This is a genomic window from Methylocystis parvus OBBP, assembly GCF_027571405.1.
In the GTDB taxonomy this organism is placed as follows: Bacteria; Pseudomonadota; Alphaproteobacteria; order Rhizobiales; family Beijerinckiaceae; genus Methylocystis; species Methylocystis parva.
The window spans coordinates 1,961,856-1,978,483 of record NZ_CP092968.1; the positions used below are offsets into that span (position 1 = coordinate 1,961,856).

Genomic DNA, 16,628 nt, shown 5'->3' on the forward strand with positions numbered 1-16,628 from the left:
TTTTGAAGGATATAAATTCATAACCAGCTATCTGATGCGGGTTTCAGCCCATAAAATATCTTTTTTGTTGATAGATTTTGCTATAGTGCCGTCGCCTGCAGCCGACGCGACGGCGGCCGCGCATAGCCTGTTCAACCGCGCCCTTCGCCGCTGGCGCATTTACTCCGGAGAGCTCGATGGATCACCGCGTCATTTTCGGAGCGGCGCTGCTTTGCATCGCCGTCCATCAGGAAGCAGCCGCGCAAGACGACCTGCCGCCATGCCCTTCGAGCCGGAGACTCGTCTGGAACGACTGCCGGGGCTCCTACACTTATGACGATTGGTCAAAATACGCCGGCGCGTTCAAAAACGACAAAAGACATGGCCAGGGCGCGATGATCTATCCGGACGGCCAAAAATATTCGGGCGGTTTCGTCAACGACCGGCGCGAGGGCGCGGGCGTCTATACGAACCCGAACGGCGCGACATGGACCGGCGAATTCAAGAACGACAAGCCGAACGGGCGCGGCGTTCTCGCCGACAGAAGCGGCAAGGTCCTCAAAGAAGGCGTGTGGGTCGACGGAGTCTTTGTCGGACAGGCGGCGAGCGCTTCTCCGCCTCGTTAATCGGCGTCGTCGCGCGACGGAGGAGAGACGCGAGCTCCAGTCACAACCCGCTTTCAGGAAATCAGCGGTCGCCGTCAGCGCGCGGCCTGAAAAACCCGATAGATCGTCCCGTTCGCGTCTTCGCTCACAAGCAGGGAGCCGTCGGGCGCGACGGCGACGCCGACGGGCCGTCCCCACACATGCGCGTCGTCGAGGACGAAACCGGTGAGGAAGTCCTGATATTCGCCGGTCGGGCGTCCATCCTTGAATTTCAGGCGAACCACCTTGTATCCGGTCCGCTTGGCGCGGTTCCACGAGCCATGCAGCGCGACGAATGCGTCTCCCTTATATTCCGCGGGAAACTGGTCGCCCTCATAGAAGGCGACGCCGAGCGGCGCGGAATGCGGTTGCAGCAACACGTCCGGAATCGTGACTCTCTCGCCGAGATCGGGGCGCTCGCCTGCATGGCGGGGGTCTTCGTTGCGGCCGATATAGTACCAAGGCCAGCCGTAAAAGGCCCCCGGCTTGACGCGCGTGGCGTAATCCGGCGGCAGATCGTCGCCCAGCATGTCGCGCTCATTCACGACGCACCAAACTTCGTCCGTCTTCGGACGCAGCGTCAGGCCCGAGCAGTTGCGGAGGCCGTTTGCGTAGACGCGTCGGTTGGAGCCGTCCGGATCAAAGGCCAGAAGAGCGGCGCGCTCAAATTCAGGCCCCGAACCGGCGCCGACGCCGTTCTTCGCTTCGAGCGCCGCGACTTCGGCTGAAGACGGGCGCGAATGGCCGTCTGCGACATTGGATTTCGAGCCTACCGCGACATAGAGCGTCTTGCCGTCCGCCGAAAATGCGATGTCTCGCGTCCAGTGACCGGTCTCGCTTTTGGGCAGAGAACCGACGACAATTTCCGCGGCGGCGGAAGCCTTGAGATCGCCTTTTCGGTAAGGAAAACGCAGGACATTCGAAACCGTGCCCACATAGACGTATTGAGGGTCGGGACCGGGCGGGTGGAAAGCGATTCCATAGGGCCGGTCGAGCCCGCCGGCGAAGATCTCGCTCTGCGCCGGCTTGAGCGTTCCATTTTGAAGATGGAAGGCGCGTATGCGTCCCGAATTGCTTTCGGCGACGAAAAGATCGCCATTGGGCGCGAAGCGCAGCACGCGCGGTCCAGAGAGACCCGCCGCGAATGTTTCGACGCTGAAGCCGTCCAACGCCTTTGGCGCGGCGCCATCCGGCCGCGGCGCGATCTGGGAGCGCTCCGCTCTCGGCTCGCTGGCGAGCGGCGCAGGCAGATCGCCCGGCGCAATCTTCCGCCAGGCGCCGGGCGCGTCGGCCTTCCAATCGCTGTAAGCCGCGAGGCCGACTCTTAGGCTGTCGTTTTCCGACGTCGAAGCAGCCGACGCCAGGAGCGCGACGGCTCCCGCGCCGAGCAGCATTGTTGCGACAGGCGCGCGCATCATCCTCTCGCCCTTCGATCAGAGTCCGTCGAACAGCGCCGTCGAGAGATAACGCTCGGCGAAGGAGGGAATGATCGCGAGGACGGTTTTCCCCGCCGCCTCCGGCCGCGCCCCGATTTCCAACGCCGCGGCGATCGCAGCCCCGGAAGAGATGCCGACAGGAACGCCCTCCGTGCGCGCGACGAGGCGCGCGGTGTCGAGCGCGGTCTGATTCCCGATCGTGACGATCTGATCGATGACGCCTCGATCAAGAATGGACGGCACGAAGCCGGCTCCGATGCCCTGAATCTTGTGCGGTCCCGGCGGACGGCCGGAGAGCACCGCGGAATCTTCGGGTTCGACGGCGACGACTCGCAGGTTCGGGCGGCGTTGCTTCAGGACCTGGCCGACGCCCGTAATGGTGCCGCCCGTGCCCACGCCCGAGATGAAAAAGTCGATCTCGCCATTCGTGTCGTTCCAGATTTCCTCCGCCGTCGTCACGCGATGAATTTCCGGATTCGCCGGATTCTCGAATTGCTGCGGGATGATGGCGTCCGGATTTTGGGCGACGAGTTCGTCGGCCTTGGCGAGCGCGCCCTTCATGCCTTGCGAGGCGGGCGTGAGAACGAGCTCCGCGCCGAGCAGCGCCAGCATTTTCCGCCGCTCGATCGACATCGACTCGGGCATTACGAGAATGAGACGATAACCGCGCGCGGCGGCGACGAAGGCGAGCGCGATGCCGGTATTTCCGGAGGTCGGCTCGATCAGCACGGTGCGGCCCGGCGCGATGCGGCCGTCGCGTTCGAGCTTTTCGATCATGGCGACGCCGATGCGGTCCTTGACGCTCGAAATCGGATTGAAGAATTCCAGCTTCGCGAGGAGGTTGGCCTTGATCCCCCTCGCCTGCGCGAGGCGATCCAGTCGCACGATCGGAGTGTCGCCGATCGTTTGAGTGATGGACTCGTAGATTCGTCCGCGCCCCGGCCTCGCCGCAGGCGTGAAATTCACGCTGTGAACCGTCATCTCACCGCTCCTTCCTTCGTTTCGCGCTCGGGTCCGCCGCTCTCTCGGTCGAGTCTAGATGCCGGCGCCATTGTCGAAGACCTCAACCCGCGCTTTGGCCTGTGTGATGTTGCTGCCCGCCGGCACGCTGTGGGTGAGCCACACATTGCCGCCAATGGACGAGCCGCGGCCGATGGTGATGCGGCCTAGCACGGTGGCCCCGGCATAGATCACGACGTCGTCCTCGATGATCGGATGGCGCGCCTTGCCCTTCTCCAGCGCGCCGCTGTCGTCGACGTCGAAACGTTTGGCCCCGAGCGTCACCGCCTGATAGAGGCGCACGCGCTTCCCGATGACCGTCGTTTCGCCAATGACGACTCCGGTGCCGTGATCGATGAAAAAAGCTTCGTCGATCGTGGCGCCGGGGTGAATGTCGATGCCCGTTTCGGCATGGGCGATCTCGGCGATGATGCGCGCAATCATGGTCGCGCCGAGAAGATAGAGGCGATGCGCCAGACGATGCCGTATGATCGCGGCGACGCCGGGATAGCAGAAGACGACTTCGTCGAGACTCTTGGCCGCGGGATCGCCTGCATAAGCCGCCCGGATGTCCGTATCGAGCAGAGCGCGGACTTGCGGAACGGCCTGCGCGAAAGCGTTGACGATCTCGTCGGCCTGGCGAGCGACGCCGCCCCTCTCGCCGTCGCGCGAGAAAAGCTCGAGCTCGCGGCCAATCTGTTCGCGCAGCGTGCGCAAGCCTCGATCGAGCGTGCGCGCGATGAAGATGTCCGTGGCCTGCTGCGTCAGTCCATAGGGCCCGAAATGACGCGGATAGAGCACGCAGACCAGCGCCTCCACGAGATCGACGATGGCGGCCCGCGAGGGAAGGTCCGGAATGACCCCGTCGCCATAGCGGCTCGTTTGCGACGCCTTGCGCAAAGCGGCGAGCTGCGAAACGATGCCCGCGATGTCGACCGCCGCGGGGCTCGGCCCGACCACGTCAATTTGGTCCATGATCATGTCACGCCTGCAAAAAGAGAAGCGCCGCGGCGCTTACTTATTTCGATAAAGCTTATAGACTAAATAAGCAATAGGGAAGCCTCAAAATCTGGCTTTGCCCCTCGCCGTCGCCGACCAGCAGGAAGGTCGACAATCTTACTAGACTTTGCAGACGTATCGTATTCTACTGAACTATTGATGTATTAATGTGAAAAAACACTGTATAGCTCACTTGAACGTGAAGCGTATCTGTGTAAAGACCCACTTTGTCGAAAGCAACTCGTTGGCGGCGTCGCGTATTCGAACGCGGTCCCGTCGTCCGCTCGCGGCGGGCGCTGTTCCGTCGACTTTCCTAGGAAGATTGCATGACCACAGAACCAGAAGTCCGGCGAACATTGAGCGAAGCGGCGGCCCGTCAGCTCGCAAACGCCACGAAGACGCGTCCGCAATGGTCGGGCATCACGCCGCGCTGGCTCGTCTCCTTCCTGCCCTGGGTGCCGGTCGAAGCCGGCATCTATCGCCTGAACCGCGTGAAAGAAGCGACGGCGCTGAGCGACGCCGACGTGCAGTGCAGCCCGGCGCGCGACCGCGACGCCGATCTGCCGGAGACCTTCGTCGATTACGAAGACGCGCCGCGCGAATATTCGATGAATGCGGTGACGACGATCCTCGACGTCCAGACGCGCGTTTCGGATCTCTACAATCACCCCTACGACCAGATCCAGGAGCAGGTCCGCCTCCTCACCGAGAAGGTGAAGGAGAAGCAGGAGGCCGAGCTCATCAACAATGCGGAATATGGCTTCCTCGCCAATGCGCATCCGTCGATGAAGATCAAGACCCGCAAGGGTTCGCCGACGCCCGACGATCTCGACGAGCTGATCTCCAAGGTCTGGAAGGAGCCCGCTTTCTTCCTCGCGCATCCGCGCGCCATTGCGGCCTTCGGTCGCGAATGCACGCGCCGCGGCGTGCCGCCGCCAACCGTCACGCTTTTCGGCTCGCCTTTCATCACCTGGCGCGGACTGCCGCTCGTGCCGAGCGACAAGCTCTATATCGACGAGAACGGGAAGACGAACATCCTCCTGCTGCGCACGGGCGAGAAGAAGCAGGGCGTCATCGGCCTCTTCCAGCCAGGCGTTCCCGGCGAGGTCGCGCCGAGCCTGTCGGTGCGCTTCATGGGCATCAACCGCAAGGCCATCGCGTCCTATCTCATCTCGCTCTATTGCTCGGCCGCCGTGCTCACGCATGACGCGCTCGGCGTGCTTGAGGACGTCGATGTGAGCAAATTCCACGAATACGACGACAAGCGCGTCTGATCCGGTAAGAAAAACGCCGGCGGCGGAGAGCCGCCGGCGATAACGCGAATGATTCCGAGGAAGCCGCTTTCATGTCGTCTGCAAAGCCCGCCATTCCCGCTTCCGCCGATCTCCCGCTCGATCACGTCCCCGCGCAGGACGCCGGCCGCCATGCGCCGCCGAGCATCGATCCCGACGCGATCGCCCGCCTCGCAAACGCATTTTTCCAGCAGCCGCCCGTGCAGCCGACGTCCTCCGCGTCGCCTTTCGGTCCGCCAGTGCTGACGCCGAGCCTTCCCGACGCGCCCGCGCCCTCCGTCGTCAACACGGTCGCCCCGTACGCGCCTGCGCGCAGTCCATATGGACCGCCGGACGTTCCGCAGACCACCATTCCGTCGGTCATTCCGACCCCGAACATTCCCGCGCCCGCCGCGCCGACGGGCCTGCAATCCCCGACGCGCCCCCTCGGCCTGGATCATATTCCGCAGCCGGGCGCGTCGCCCGGAAGCGCCGGTCCCGCGGGCGCCTCGTCGGATGTCGACTACAGCCTGATCCCTCGCCTGCTTTCCACCGATATGGCGCTTGTGCCGCCTCATCACGTTTCGGATTTCGACGACGCGAGCGCGCCGGGGATTCAGGCGCCGTCCGACAATCTCTACTTCCTGCAAGATCGAACCCTCCCGGCGACATTGCCGACGGCTCCGACGACGCTCCCCTATTCTTCGCCCCATATGCCGGCCGTCGCGCCGCAACCAGAACTGGGGCGCGCCGACACGCCCGTCGCGGCGCCCACGGCGCCCGCTTTGGCGGAGGCCGCAGCGCCCTCCCCGATCGAAGGCTTCGTCATCCCCAGTCCCTCGGACGCCGACCCGCACCGCCTATCGGATGCGGCGTCTCTCGCGACCCCGCCTGTCGGCGGCGAGCAATTTTCCAGCGGTTTCGACAGCGTTCCGACGCCAGGCCAGGCCGGGCCCGCGGCAAGCGACGCGCTCTATTTCGTCAGCCATGGGGGCGGCCATCCAGGCGCCGCCGCGCCGCAAGCTCCGGAGCCCGCATCGCCCGGCTATGCGCCGGAGCTGGCCGCGCAATCTGCCGAGACGCGGCAGGTTTTCGATCCCTATCGCGTCAAGCGCGACTTCCCGATCCTGCAGCAGCATGTCCATGGCAAGCCGCTCATCTGGCTCGACAACGCCGCGACGACGCAGAAGCCGCAATCGGTGATCGACCGGCTTGCTCATTTCTACGAATATGAGAACTCCAACATTCACCGCGCCGCGCACGCGCTCGCCGCGCGTTCGACCGACGCATATGAGGCGGCGCGCGAAAAAGTCCGCCGTTTCCTGAAGGCGCCGAGCGTCAAGGACGTCATCTTCGTTCGCGGCGCGACGGAAGGGATCAATCTCGTCGCGCAAGCCTGGGGACGCCGCAACGTTCAGGCCGGCGACGAGATCGTCGTCTCGCATCTCGAGCACCACGCCAATATCGTGCCCTGGCAGATGCTCTGCGCCGAGAAAGGGGCGCGTCTGCGCGTCGCGCCGGTGGACGATCGCGGGCAGCTCATTCTCGAAGAATATGAGAAGCTCCTGAACCCCAGGACGCGCATCGTCGCGATGACCCAGGTTTCCAACGCGCTCGGCACGGTGACGCCGGTGCGTGAGATCACGGCGATGGCCCATCGCCACGGCGCCTGCGTCCTGATCGACGGCGCGCAATCCGTTTCGCACATGCCGGTCGACGTGCAGTCGATCGACTGCGACTTCTTCATTTTTTCGGGGCACAAGGTCTTCGGCCCCACCGGCATCGGCGTCGTCTACGGCAAGAACTCGGTGCTTGAGCACATGGCCCCCTGGCAAGGCGGCGGCAATATGATCGCCGACGTCACATTCGAGAAGACCATCTATCAGGGACCGCCCGAGCGCTTCGAAGCCGGCACCGGCAATATCGCCGACGCCGTGGGCCTCGGCGCCGCGATCGACTATGTCGAAAGCATCGGCATGGAGGTCATCGCCCGCTACGAGCACGACCTTCTCGTCTACGCCACCGAGAAGATGAAGATGGTTCCCGGCCTGACCTTTGTCGGCACGGCGGCGGAGAAGGCCTCTGTGCTGTCCTTCCTGCTCGACGGCCACAGCCCGATGGATGTGGGCAAGGCGCTCGACCGCGAGGGGATCGCTGTCCGCGCCGGCCATCATTGCGCGCAGCCAATCCTGCGTCGCTTCGGCCTCGAGGCGACGGTGCGCCCCTCGCTCGCCTTTTACAACACATGCGCCGACGTCGACGCTCTCGTCGCCGCGCTGTTGAAACTTCAAGCCGGCCGCGCGGGACTATAATAATGTCTCTATAGTCTATAGATCGAATTGACTATTTAGGCGCGCCGCGTTAACATCTTGGACCTTCGCTTTTCAAGGAAGCCGTCCAAGTGCTGACAAAAAAGGGGAAATATGGGCTGAAGGCCATGGTGCATCTGGCGGAAGCGCCGCCAGGCCGCCCAGTCCCCGTTATGGAGATTTCGGAGAAGCAGTGCATCCCGAAAAAATTTCTCGACGCCATCCTCTGCGAACTGCGCAACTCGGGATTTGTGCACTCCAAAATGGGCAAGGGCGGGGGCTATAGCCTTGCGCGCCCCGCGACCGACATCACGGTCGGCGAATTGGTCCGGGCGATAGACGGTCCGCTTGCCCCCGTGCATTGCGCCAGCAAGACGCGCTATCGCCGCTGCGACGACTGCTTCGACGAAAACACCTGCGCGGTCCGCCGCATCATGCAGCAGGCGCAGCAAGCCCTGTCGGACGTTCTCGACAACTGTTCTCTCGGAGAAATGCGTGATCGCGTGCGGCGCGAGACGGCCGAAGCGCTCTTCTTCGACATTTAGCCAAAGACAAACCGATCCTGGAAAGGCATTGGAAGATGCTCGACGTCCGCACGCCGTTCGCACTGAACCGACTTTCTCGCCATATCATCGGAATCGCCGCGCTCGCGCTCGCGGTCTCGCCGGCGGTCGCGGCGCAATCGCTGCTCAATGTTTCCTACGATCCGACCCGCGAGCTTTATAAGGCCGTCAACAAATCATTCGCCGGCGACTGGAAGAAAAAGTCAGGCGAAGATATCGATTTGCAGACGTCGCATGGCGGCTCCGGCGCGCAAGCGCGATCGGTGATCGACGGCCTGTCGGCCGACGTGGTCACTCTGGCGCTCGCCAACGACATCGACGCGATCGCGGCCAAGACCGGAAAAATTCCGGCCGGCTGGCAAAAACGCCTGCCGAACAATTCCGCCCCCTACACGTCGACGATCGTTCTTCTCGTGCGCAAGGGCAATCCCATGGCGATCCGGGACTGGGGCGATCTCGCGAAACCCGACGTCCAGGTCGTGACGCCGAATCCCAGAACCGGCGGCGGCGCACGCTGGAATTTTCTCGCCGCCTGGGCCTATGGCCTGAAAGCCTTCAAGGGCGACGAAGCGCAGACGCAGGATTTCGTGAAGAAGATCTATGCGAATGCGCCAGTGCTGGACGCAGGCGCGCGCGGCTCGACCGTGACCTTCGCTCAGCGCGGCATTGGCGACGTCCTGATTACATGGGAAAATGAAGCCTTCCTCGCCCTACAGGAGTTCGGCGCCGACAAATTCGAAATCGTCACGCCGTCGATTTCGATTCTGGCGGAGCCGGCGGTGGCGCTTGTCGACGGCAATGTCGACGCCAAGGGCACGCGGGCGGTCGCCGAGGCGTTTCTCGCTTATCTTTTCAAACCGGAGACGCAAGCGCTCGTCGCCAAATACGGCTATCGACCCGCTTTTCCGGAATATGCCGCAAAAGACGATTTGAAGCGCTTTCCAAAGATCGATCTTGTTTCGATCGACAAAACTTTCGGCGGCTGGCCCGCGGCGCAAAGGAAATTCTTCTCCGACGGTGGGATATTCGACGAGATTCAGAAGCGGTAGAGGCCTGTCGTATCCGGCCGCGTCACGCGTTTCCGGCCGTTCCGGACAGGATGTTCCACCGGCGGATTTTGTATAAGGCGAGAATTGTTTCGACGCGCCCGTCCTCGAAGGACGCTTTGGCGCCGGCGTCGCCCTGACGTGAGCGGCTCACCTCGCCCATAGGCTGAGAAATCGGTCGCCTGAGACGAAACCGTCGCTCCCAACTCCGTCCATGCGCCCCCGGCGCGGCGATGTCACAAGCAGCGAGGGCGGCGCCTTTTGCGGATACGTCCAAGACGGAAATATTACAGAAATGTTTTTTTGCAGTGCGAAAAACTAGGGAAACAGTCGCTTAATAACATTGTCTATGCGCAAAGTTATTCGAGGATCTCGAATGAAGCTCAAGCTTGGTTATGGATCGGCGCAACCCTCGCTTCCGATTCTCCACACGCCGAATCTGCGGCGATGAGCGCGCTTTTTCGCTCGCGTTGGATGACGCGCGCGGAACCACCCTGGAACGCATTCTAATCGCATAGTCGATCAACATTGCGGGATGCGATCTGAAGCCGGGCCGCCCCGGCGTCGAGAGAGCGGGGGAGTCAAGTCTTCGCCGCGTTCTACGCCCTATCATAGGTGCCGCAACCATGACGATCTCCGTGACCGCTTTCGACTCCTCGCCCAAAACAGGCTTTGCAGGCCTCGCTCAAAATTGGCGCGCGGACGTCATCTCGGGCTTTCTCGTCTTCCTGATCGCCCTGCCGCTCTGCCTCGGCATCGCCATGGCGTCGGGCTTTCCTCCGCAGGCCGGCATCATCTCCGCGATCGTCGGCGGATTGCTTGTCTCGAGGTTCAACGGCTCCTTCGTCACCATCATGGGGCCAGCGGCCGGCCTGATCGTCGTGATCCTCGATTCCGTCCAGGAGCTCGGAGCGGGCGACGCAATGGCCGGCTATCGCTATACGCTGGCCGCCATCTTTTTCGCGGGGCTCATTCAAATTCTGATGGGAATCATGAAGGCGGGAAAGATGAGCGCCTTCTTCCCGTCCTCCGCGGTGCACGGCATGCTGGCGGCGATCGGCATCATCATCATGTCGAAGCAGATCCATGTGATGCTCGGCGTGAAGCCGGACGCACAGACCCTGTTCCAGACGATCGGCGCCATCCCGGCGAGTCTGCGCGACCTCAATCCGGAAGTCGCCATCATCGGCTTTCTGGGCTTGGGCATTCTGGCGCTGTGGACGCTCGTCAAAAGTCCAACGCTCAAAATGATCCCCGCGCCGCTGCTCGTCGTGCTGATCGGCATGGCGCTGGGCAAATATTTCGACCTCGAGGACGAACACAAATATCTCTTCCTCCCCGGAGCCGTATTCCTGCCGCATCACGAATTCACGATCGGCCCGAAATTTCTGGTGACGCTGCCGCAGAATTTTCTTGCCGGCTTCGCCTTTCCGAATTTCTCGCGCGCATTGGAGCCCGTCTTCTGGCAGCAGGTTTTCGCCATCGCGCTTGTCGGCAGCCTCGAAAGCCTGCTGAGCGCCGCCGCCGTCGACAAGCTCGATCCCTATAAGCGCGTCTCCGATCTCAATCGCGACATCGCGGCGGTCGGCGTCGGCAATGCGCTTTGCGGACTCATTGGCGGCCTGCCGATGATCGCCGAGATCGTCCGCAGTTCGGCCAACGTCAATAATGGCGCAAAGACAGGATGGGCCAATTTCTTCCATGGCCTCTTCCTGCTCGTTTTCGTCGCGCTCTTTCCCAAGCTCATTCACGAGATTCCGCTCGCATCGCTCGCGGCGCTGCTCGTCTTCACCGGATATCGCCTCGCATCGCCGCGCGAATTCAAGAAGACGCTGTCGATCGGCTGGGATCAGCTCAGCGTCTTCGTGATCACGATCATGGGCGTTCTGGCGACGGACCTCCTCATCGGCGTTGCGATCGGCGTCGTGGCGGAGCTGCTCTTCCACTTCTGGCGCAGCATCGACTGGGGGGACGTGGTGAAGCTGAGCCGCTCGATCGAAGAAACCGAACCCGGCGTCTTCCATGTCCAGGTCAAAGGCGCGGCGTTTTTCGGCAATTATCTGGCGTTGAAGAGCGATCTCGCCTCGATCCCGGACGGAAAGACCGTCATCTTCGATTTGTCCGAAACGTCATCCGTGGATCACACGGTGATGGAAAACCTTCACCATTTTTGCGAGGATTACCGGGGCAAGGGCGGCCGGGCCGAAATCCGGGGCCTCGATAATCTCATAGCGACGTCGAGCCACCCGCTCGCCCCGCGCAAACGATACGCGTGACGTCAAGCTTACGCCTCACCGCCAAGGATCATGAATGCCCCTTGATTTCGCACTTCTTTGCGTCGGCGCTCTTCTGATCGTCGGCGCAGCCTCGATCTATTGGCGCGATCGAGAGGATGTCGCGCGTCTCGTCTATGGCGCGACGGGCGGGCTCTGCGCCGCGATTTTCCTCTCGGCGGTCGTGCCGAGGGGGGCGCATGCGCTCTCGACCGTTCTGCCGCTGGGTCTTCCGTGGCTCGGCATGCATTTCAGGCTCGACCCGCTCAGCGCCTTCTTTCTCGCGGTCGTCAATCTCGGGGGCGCCGCCGCGAGCGTTTATGCGATCGGCTACGGCGCGCATGAGAAAAGTCCCATGCGCGTGCTGCCTTTCTTTCCGGCCTTCATCGCCGGGATGAATGCGGTCGTGCTGGCGGATGACGCCTTCGCCTTCCTCGTAGCGTGGGAATTCATGTCGCTCACCTCCTGGGCGCTGGTGATCTCCCAACACGACCGGAGAGAAAACCGTGCGGCGGCGTATATTTACCTGCTGATGGCGAGTTTCGGCACGCTCTGCCTGCTCATGGCCTTCGGCATTCTCGGCGGCGCGACGGGCGCCTATGATTTCGCGTCGATCCGCGAGACGCCGAAGGATGCGTGGAAATCCGGCCTCGTGCTGGCGTTCGTCATTCTCGGCGCCGGCTCCAAAGCCGGCCTCGTCCCGCTCCATATCTGGCTGCCGCTCGCGCATCCGGCCGCGCCGAGCCATGTTTCGGCGCTGATGAGCGGCGTGATGACGAAAGTCGCCATCTACGGCTTTATCCGTTTCGCCTTCGATCTTCTGGGCGCTCCGGCCTTTTGGTGGGGTCTGCATCCGCTCGTCTTCGGCGCGGCGAGCGCCTTGGTGGGCGTGCTGTTCGCGACGGTCCAGAGCGACTTGAAGAAGCTGCTCGCCTACAGCACGATCGAGAATATCGGGATTATTTTCATCGCGCTCGGCCTTGCCCTCGCCTTCAAGGCGAACGGCCAGGCGCTTCCCGCCGCGCTCGCCTTCACGGCGGCGCTTTTTCACGTCTTCAACCACTCGCTGTTCAAGAGCGCGCTTTTTTTCGGCGCGGGCGCCGTTCTCGGCGCCACGGGCGAGAAGAATATCGAGAAGCTCGGCGGACTCATCCGCGCCATGCCGCAAACCGCTTTCGTCTTCCTCGGCGCCTGCGTCGCGATTTCGGCGCTTCCGCCCCTGAACGGCTTCGTGTCGGAATGGCTCGTCTTCCAGGCGATTCTGCTCAGCCCGTCTCTGCCGCAATGGGTTCTCAAATTGCTGACCCCGGCGGTCGGCGTGGCGCTCGCCTTGAGCGCTGCTTTGGGCGCCGGCGCCTATGTGCGCGCTTTCGGCGTCGTCTTTCTCGGACGGCCGCGCTCGCCAGCGGCGCAACAGGCGAGAGAAACCGACAAATGGTCGCTCGGCGCCATGTCGGGCATGCTCTTCCTCTGTCTTCTCGCCGGCGTTCTGCCCAGCTTCATGATCGATACGATTTCGCCGGCGGCGATGGATTATGTCGGCGGCCGCATGCCGTCTCAGGCGGACATCGCCTGGCTCTCCATCGCGCCGATCGCCGAAAGCCGCAGCTCCTATAATGGCCTGCTCGTTTTCGGCTTCATCACCTTCTCGTCGCTCGCCGCGATGCAGACGATCAAGACCTTGTGGCCGCGCCCGGTGAGACGCGCCCCGCCTTGGGATTGCGGCTATGTCGATCCAAATCCGGCGACGCAATATACCGCGAGCAGCTTCGCTCAGCCGGTGCGGCGGGCATTGGGAGCGATCGCCTTTTCTGTTCACGAAAAGCTGGATATGCCGCTTCCGGGCGAGACCCGGCCAGCGCATTTCGCCGTCGAGATCGGCGACCGCTTCATCCAGTTCATCTACGACCCGCTCAACAAGGCTGTCTGGTACTGCGCGGGCCGGCTGAATGTCGTGAACTATCTGTCGATCCAGGAATATCTCGCGCTCGTATTCGCCGCTCTCGTCTTCCTGCTCATCATCGTGGCGCTATGACCTTTCTCTTTGATCTCTTCGCGCAAGGGGCCCAAATGGCCCTGGTTCTGGCGCTGTCGCCGCTTCTGATCGGCTTCACGCGCAAGGTGAAGGCCCGGCTCCTGCGGCGGCGCGGACCGCCCCTGTTGCAGCCTTGGTACGACTTGCTGCGTCTCCTGAAGAAGGAGGTCGTGCTCGCTGAGGACGCCTCCTGGCTCTATCGCGCCGCGCCTTACGTCATCTTTGCAACGACATGGGTCGCCGCCGCTCTCGTGCCGACCTTCGCCACGGGCCTCATGTTCAGCTGGACGGCCGATCTTATCGCCCTCGCCGCGCTGCTCGGCGCCGGCCGTTTCTTCCTGGCTCTCGCCGGCATGGATGTCGGCACGAGCTTCGGTGGCATCGGATCGAGCCGCGAAACCATGTTCGGCTCGCTCGCGGAGCCTGCGACGATCATGATCGCCTTCATCGTTTCGCTCATCGCCGGCTCCACTCAGCTTTCGGAAGTCGCCGCCTATATGGCGTCGGATTTCGAACTGCGCGTTTCGGTGCTTTTCGCCCTGATCGGCCTGATCATCGTCGCCATCGCCGAGAACGGCCGCATTCCGGTCGACAATCCCGCGACGCATCTCGAGCTGACCATGGTGCACGAGGCCATGATCCTCGAATATTCAGGGCGCCATCTCGCGGTGATCGAACTCGCCGCGGCGATGAAGTTGCTGCTCTATGTCTCGCTCATCGCATGCGTCTTCTTCCCCTTCGGCCTCGCGCGGCACGATGCGAGTCTGGAGGCGATGGGATACGGCGTCGTCTTCTATGTCGTGAAGCTCTTCGTCGCGGGCTTCCTGCTGGCGTTGTTCGAGACGTCGACCGCGAAGATGCGCGTCTTCCGCGTGCCTGATTTTCTGGGCGCCGCGCTGATGCTCGGCCTGCTCGGCACCTTGCTCGTTTTCGTCACGAGGAGCCTTTGATGCAGCATCTGTCTCTCGACATCGCCCAGGTCCTCGCGGGCGGCCTGGTGCTCGTCAGCTTCATGCTGCTCTATCAGGATCGTCTCTCCGGCCTCATCAACACCTTCGCGCTCCACGCGGTCGTCCTGACGCTGTCCGTCGCCTGGCAGGCCTATGTGCAAAACGCGCCGCATCTTTATCTGACGGCGGCGATCGCCTTGATTTTCAAGGCGGCGATCATTCCGTTCAGCCTGCACGCCATCGTCAAGAGGCTGCGCATCCATCGCACGGTCGAGGTCGTCGGCGGCATCGGGCTGACGATGTTCGTCGGCATGTTCCTGATGGGACTCTCGCTCGTCGTGATGCTCCCGGCGACCGCAGCCGCGGATCCGCTCGCGCGGGAGGATCTCGCCTTTGCGCTCGCCATCGTGCTGCTGGGTCTCCTCATGATGGTGACGCGGCGCAACGCGGTCAGTCAGATCATCGGCTTCATGTCGCTGGAGAACGGCCTCATCCTCGCCGCCGCAGGCGCCAACGGCATGCCGCTCGTCGTCGAAATCAGCGTGGCGCTTTCGGTTCTCGTCGCCTTCATCGTGATCGGAATCTTCCTGTTCCGCATCCGCGAGCGCTTCGACACCGTCGACCTATTCGAACTCGATCGCGTGCGCGGAGAACGCCAATGAATTCCGAACTCTTCATGGCGTCCAATGCGCTGATTGCGATTCCCGCCGCCGCCGCCGCGATCCTCGCCTTCCAGACCGACTACAAGCGCGCCTCGCAGATCAATTTCGCCGCCTCCGGCGTCACCTTCCTCTTCGCGCTTCTGCTCATCTTCAAGGAGCCGGAGACGGGCAGCTTTCTCTTCGTCGACGATCTCAATATCGTCTTCGTCGTGCTCTCGACCTTCGTCGGCTTCACCACAGCCGGATTCAGCGCGAATTACATTCGGCACGAGATCGAGATCGGCAAGCTGACGCTCGGCAATTTGCGCTTTTACCACGCAATGTATCAGACGCTGATGCTGGCGATGAATCTCGCGCTGCTGGCCAGCAATATCGGCCTGATGTGGGTGTCGGTCGAGGTGGCGACGCTCACCACGGTCCTCATGGTCGGCATCTACCGCACGCGAGACTCCATCGAGGCGGCGTGGAAATACTTCATTCTGGGCAGCGTCGGCATCGCGCTCGCGCTCTTCGGCACGATCCTCGTCTATATGGCGGCGGAGCCGATCCTGGGCGAAGGCTATAACGCCATGGTCTGGTCGTCGCTCATGCAGCAGGCGTCGCAATTCAGCCCGCGGCTGCTCAATGTCGCTTTCGTCTTCCTCATGCTCGGCTACGGCACAAAGGTCGGTCTCGCCCCCATGCACGCCTGGCTGCCCGACGCGCATGCCGAAGGTCCGACGCCGATCTCCGCCGTGCTGTCGGGCCTGCTGCTCAACGTGGCGCTCTATGCCGTGCTGCGCTTCAAAATGCTTCTCACCGCCAATGCGGCGGCGATCACGCCGGGCCCGATGCTCATCGCGCTCGGCCTCGCCTCGGTCATCTTCGCCGCCTTCATGCTCTATCGGCGCGACGACATCAAAAGGCTTTTCGCCTATTCTTCAATCGAGCATATGGGCGTCATCGCCTTCGCCTTCGGCGTCGGCGGACCGCTCGCCAATTTTGCGGGACTGCTGCACATGGCGATGCACAGCCTCACCAAATCCGCGATCTTTTTCGCCGTCGGCCATATCGCCCAGGCGAAGGGAACGCAGAAGATCGCCGACATACGCGGTTTGACGCAAAGCCATCCCCTGCTCGGATGGAGCCTCGTCGTCGGCGTGATGGCGATTTGCGGCATGCCCCCGCTCGGCATCTTCATGAGCGAGTTTCTCGTCGTCAGCTCCGCCTTTGCGCGCCAGCCCTGGCTCGCGGCGCCATTGGCGATCGGCCTCCTCGTGGCGTTCGGCGCCTTGCTCATGCGGCTCATCGGCATGGCGTTCGGCGAACCGTCGGAGAGCGCGTCGAGCGAGGTCGAGGCGTCCGCGCTCCCGCTCGTCGCCCATCTCGCGCTCGTGCTTCTCGCGGGGCTCTATCTGCCCTCCTATGTCGTGACCTGGTTTCAGAACGTCGCGCGATTGCTAGGGTAGGCGCAAAGGAAATG

General features: G+C 62.8%; 13 protein-coding genes. 10 read left to right on the top strand and 3 right to left on the bottom strand.

The genetic code is table 11. From position 1 onward, the window contains the following. Nucleotides 1-176 precede the first annotated feature (176 nt). Complete coding sequence (locus MMG94_RS09605) at nt 177-605, top strand: MORN repeat-containing protein (protein WP_016917834.1); 429 nt, start codon at nt 177-179, stop codon at nt 603-605. Nucleotides 606-679: 74 nt separating this feature from the next. Here MMG94_RS09605 and MMG94_RS09610 read toward each other — a convergent pair whose 3' ends face one another. From MMG94_RS09610 to epsC, 3 genes are read right to left on the bottom strand one after another with little or no spacing between them, the layout of a single operon-like run. Beyond that, complete coding sequence (locus MMG94_RS09610; protein WP_016917833.1) at nt 680-2,041, bottom strand: PQQ-dependent sugar dehydrogenase; 1,362 nt, start codon at nt 2,039-2,041, stop codon at nt 680-682. A gap of 15 nt (nt 2,042-2,056) precedes the next feature. Further along, entirely contained in the window at nt 2,057-3,040 is a 984-nt protein-coding gene (gene cysK, locus MMG94_RS09615; protein ID WP_016917832.1) for a cysteine synthase A, read from the bottom strand. Nucleotides 3,041-3,094: 54 nt separating this feature from the next. Next, complete coding sequence (gene epsC / locus MMG94_RS09620) at nt 3,095-4,039, bottom strand: serine O-acetyltransferase EpsC (protein WP_016917831.1); 945 nt, start codon at nt 4,037-4,039, stop codon at nt 3,095-3,097. A gap of 344 nt (nt 4,040-4,383) precedes the next feature. Here epsC and MMG94_RS09625 point away from each other — a divergent pair, with 344 nt between their 5' ends. The 9 genes from MMG94_RS09625 (at nt 4,384) to MMG94_RS09665 (ending at nt 16,614) form a co-directional block, all read left to right on the top strand. Next, nucleotides 4,384-5,331 (top strand): family 2A encapsulin nanocompartment shell protein, encoded by a 948-nt coding sequence (locus MMG94_RS09625; RefSeq protein WP_026015943.1) that lies wholly within the window; start codon nt 4,384-4,386, stop codon nt 5,329-5,331. 71 nt (nt 5,332-5,402) lie between these two features. Continuing rightward, nucleotides 5,403-7,640 carry a family 2A encapsulin nanocompartment cargo protein cysteine desulfurase gene (locus MMG94_RS09630; RefSeq protein ID WP_016917829.1) on the top strand — a complete coding sequence of 746 codons (2,238 nt, stop codon included), beginning with the start codon at nt 5,403-5,405 and terminating at the stop codon, nt 7,638-7,640. 89 nt (nt 7,641-7,729) lie between these two features. After that, entirely contained in the window at nt 7,730-8,182 is a 453-nt protein-coding gene (locus tag MMG94_RS09635) for an RrF2 family transcriptional regulator (RefSeq protein ID WP_026015942.1), read from the top strand. Nucleotides 8,183-8,217: 35 nt separating this feature from the next. Beyond that, nucleotides 8,218-9,249 (top strand): sulfate ABC transporter substrate-binding protein, encoded by a 1,032-nt coding sequence (locus tag MMG94_RS09640; protein WP_016917827.1) that lies wholly within the window; start codon nt 8,218-8,220, stop codon nt 9,247-9,249. Between the two features lie 623 nt (nt 9,250-9,872). Further along, complete coding sequence (locus MMG94_RS09645; protein WP_016917825.1) at nt 9,873-11,522, top strand: SulP family inorganic anion transporter; 1,650 nt, start codon at nt 9,873-9,875, stop codon at nt 11,520-11,522. A 34-nt stretch (nt 11,523-11,556) separates the two neighbouring features. After that, nucleotides 11,557-13,554 (top strand): hydrogenase 4 subunit B, encoded by a 1,998-nt coding sequence (gene hyfB, locus MMG94_RS09650; protein WP_016917824.1) that lies wholly within the window; start codon nt 11,557-11,559, stop codon nt 13,552-13,554. After that, the gene (locus MMG94_RS09655; protein ID WP_016917823.1) at nt 13,551-14,504 is read left to right on the top strand and encodes a respiratory chain complex I subunit 1 family protein; all 954 of its coding nucleotides are present in this window, start codon (nt 13,551-13,553) and stop codon (nt 14,502-14,504) included. Before hyfB ends, MMG94_RS09655 begins: the two co-directional genes overlap by 4 nt. Beyond that, on the top strand, nt 14,504-15,166 hold the full coding sequence (locus MMG94_RS09660) for a hydrogenase-4 component E (protein WP_016917822.1): 663 nt from the start codon (nt 14,504-14,506) through the stop codon (nt 15,164-15,166). The genes MMG94_RS09655 and MMG94_RS09660 overlap by 1 nt, the downstream gene beginning before the upstream one ends. Further along, nucleotides 15,163-16,614 carry a hydrogenase 4 subunit F gene (locus MMG94_RS09665; RefSeq protein ID WP_016917821.1) on the top strand — a complete coding sequence of 484 codons (1,452 nt, stop codon included), beginning with the start codon at nt 15,163-15,165 and terminating at the stop codon, nt 16,612-16,614. Before MMG94_RS09660 ends, MMG94_RS09665 begins: the two co-directional genes overlap by 4 nt. Nucleotides 16,615-16,628: the final 14 nt, after the last annotated feature.

Bases quoted from the DNA above. Each gene is read 5' to 3' on its own strand.
- MMG94_RS09625 (WP_026015943.1), top strand. From the start codon at position 4,384: ATGACCACAGAACCAGAAGTCCGGCGAACATTGAGCGAAGCGGCGGCC.
- MMG94_RS09610 (WP_016917833.1), bottom strand. From the start codon at position 2,041: ATGATGCGCGCGCCTGTCGCAACAATGCTGCTCGGCGCGGGAGCCGTC.
- MMG94_RS09655 (WP_016917823.1), top strand. From the start codon at position 13,551: ATGACCTTTCTCTTTGATCTCTTCGCGCAAGGGGCCCAAATGGCCCTG.
- MMG94_RS09640 (WP_016917827.1), top strand. From the start codon at position 8,218: ATGCTCGACGTCCGCACGCCGTTCGCACTGAACCGACTTTCTCGCCAT.
- MMG94_RS09665 (WP_016917821.1), top strand. From the start codon at position 15,163: ATGAATTCCGAACTCTTCATGGCGTCCAATGCGCTGATTGCGATTCCC.
- epsC (WP_016917831.1), bottom strand. From the start codon at position 4,039: ATGATCATGGACCAAATTGACGTGGTCGGGCCGAGCCCCGCGGCGGTC.
- MMG94_RS09660 (WP_016917822.1), top strand. From the start codon at position 14,504: ATGCAGCATCTGTCTCTCGACATCGCCCAGGTCCTCGCGGGCGGCCTG.
- cysK (WP_016917832.1), bottom strand. From the start codon at position 3,040: ATGACGGTTCACAGCGTGAATTTCACGCCTGCGGCGAGGCCGGGGCGC.
- hyfB (WP_016917824.1), top strand. From the start codon at position 11,557: ATGCCCCTTGATTTCGCACTTCTTTGCGTCGGCGCTCTTCTGATCGTC.
- MMG94_RS09630 (WP_016917829.1), top strand. From the start codon at position 5,403: ATGTCGTCTGCAAAGCCCGCCATTCCCGCTTCCGCCGATCTCCCGCTC.
- MMG94_RS09605 (WP_016917834.1), top strand. From the start codon at position 177: ATGGATCACCGCGTCATTTTCGGAGCGGCGCTGCTTTGCATCGCCGTC.
- MMG94_RS09645 (WP_016917825.1), top strand. From the start codon at position 9,873: ATGACGATCTCCGTGACCGCTTTCGACTCCTCGCCCAAAACAGGCTTT.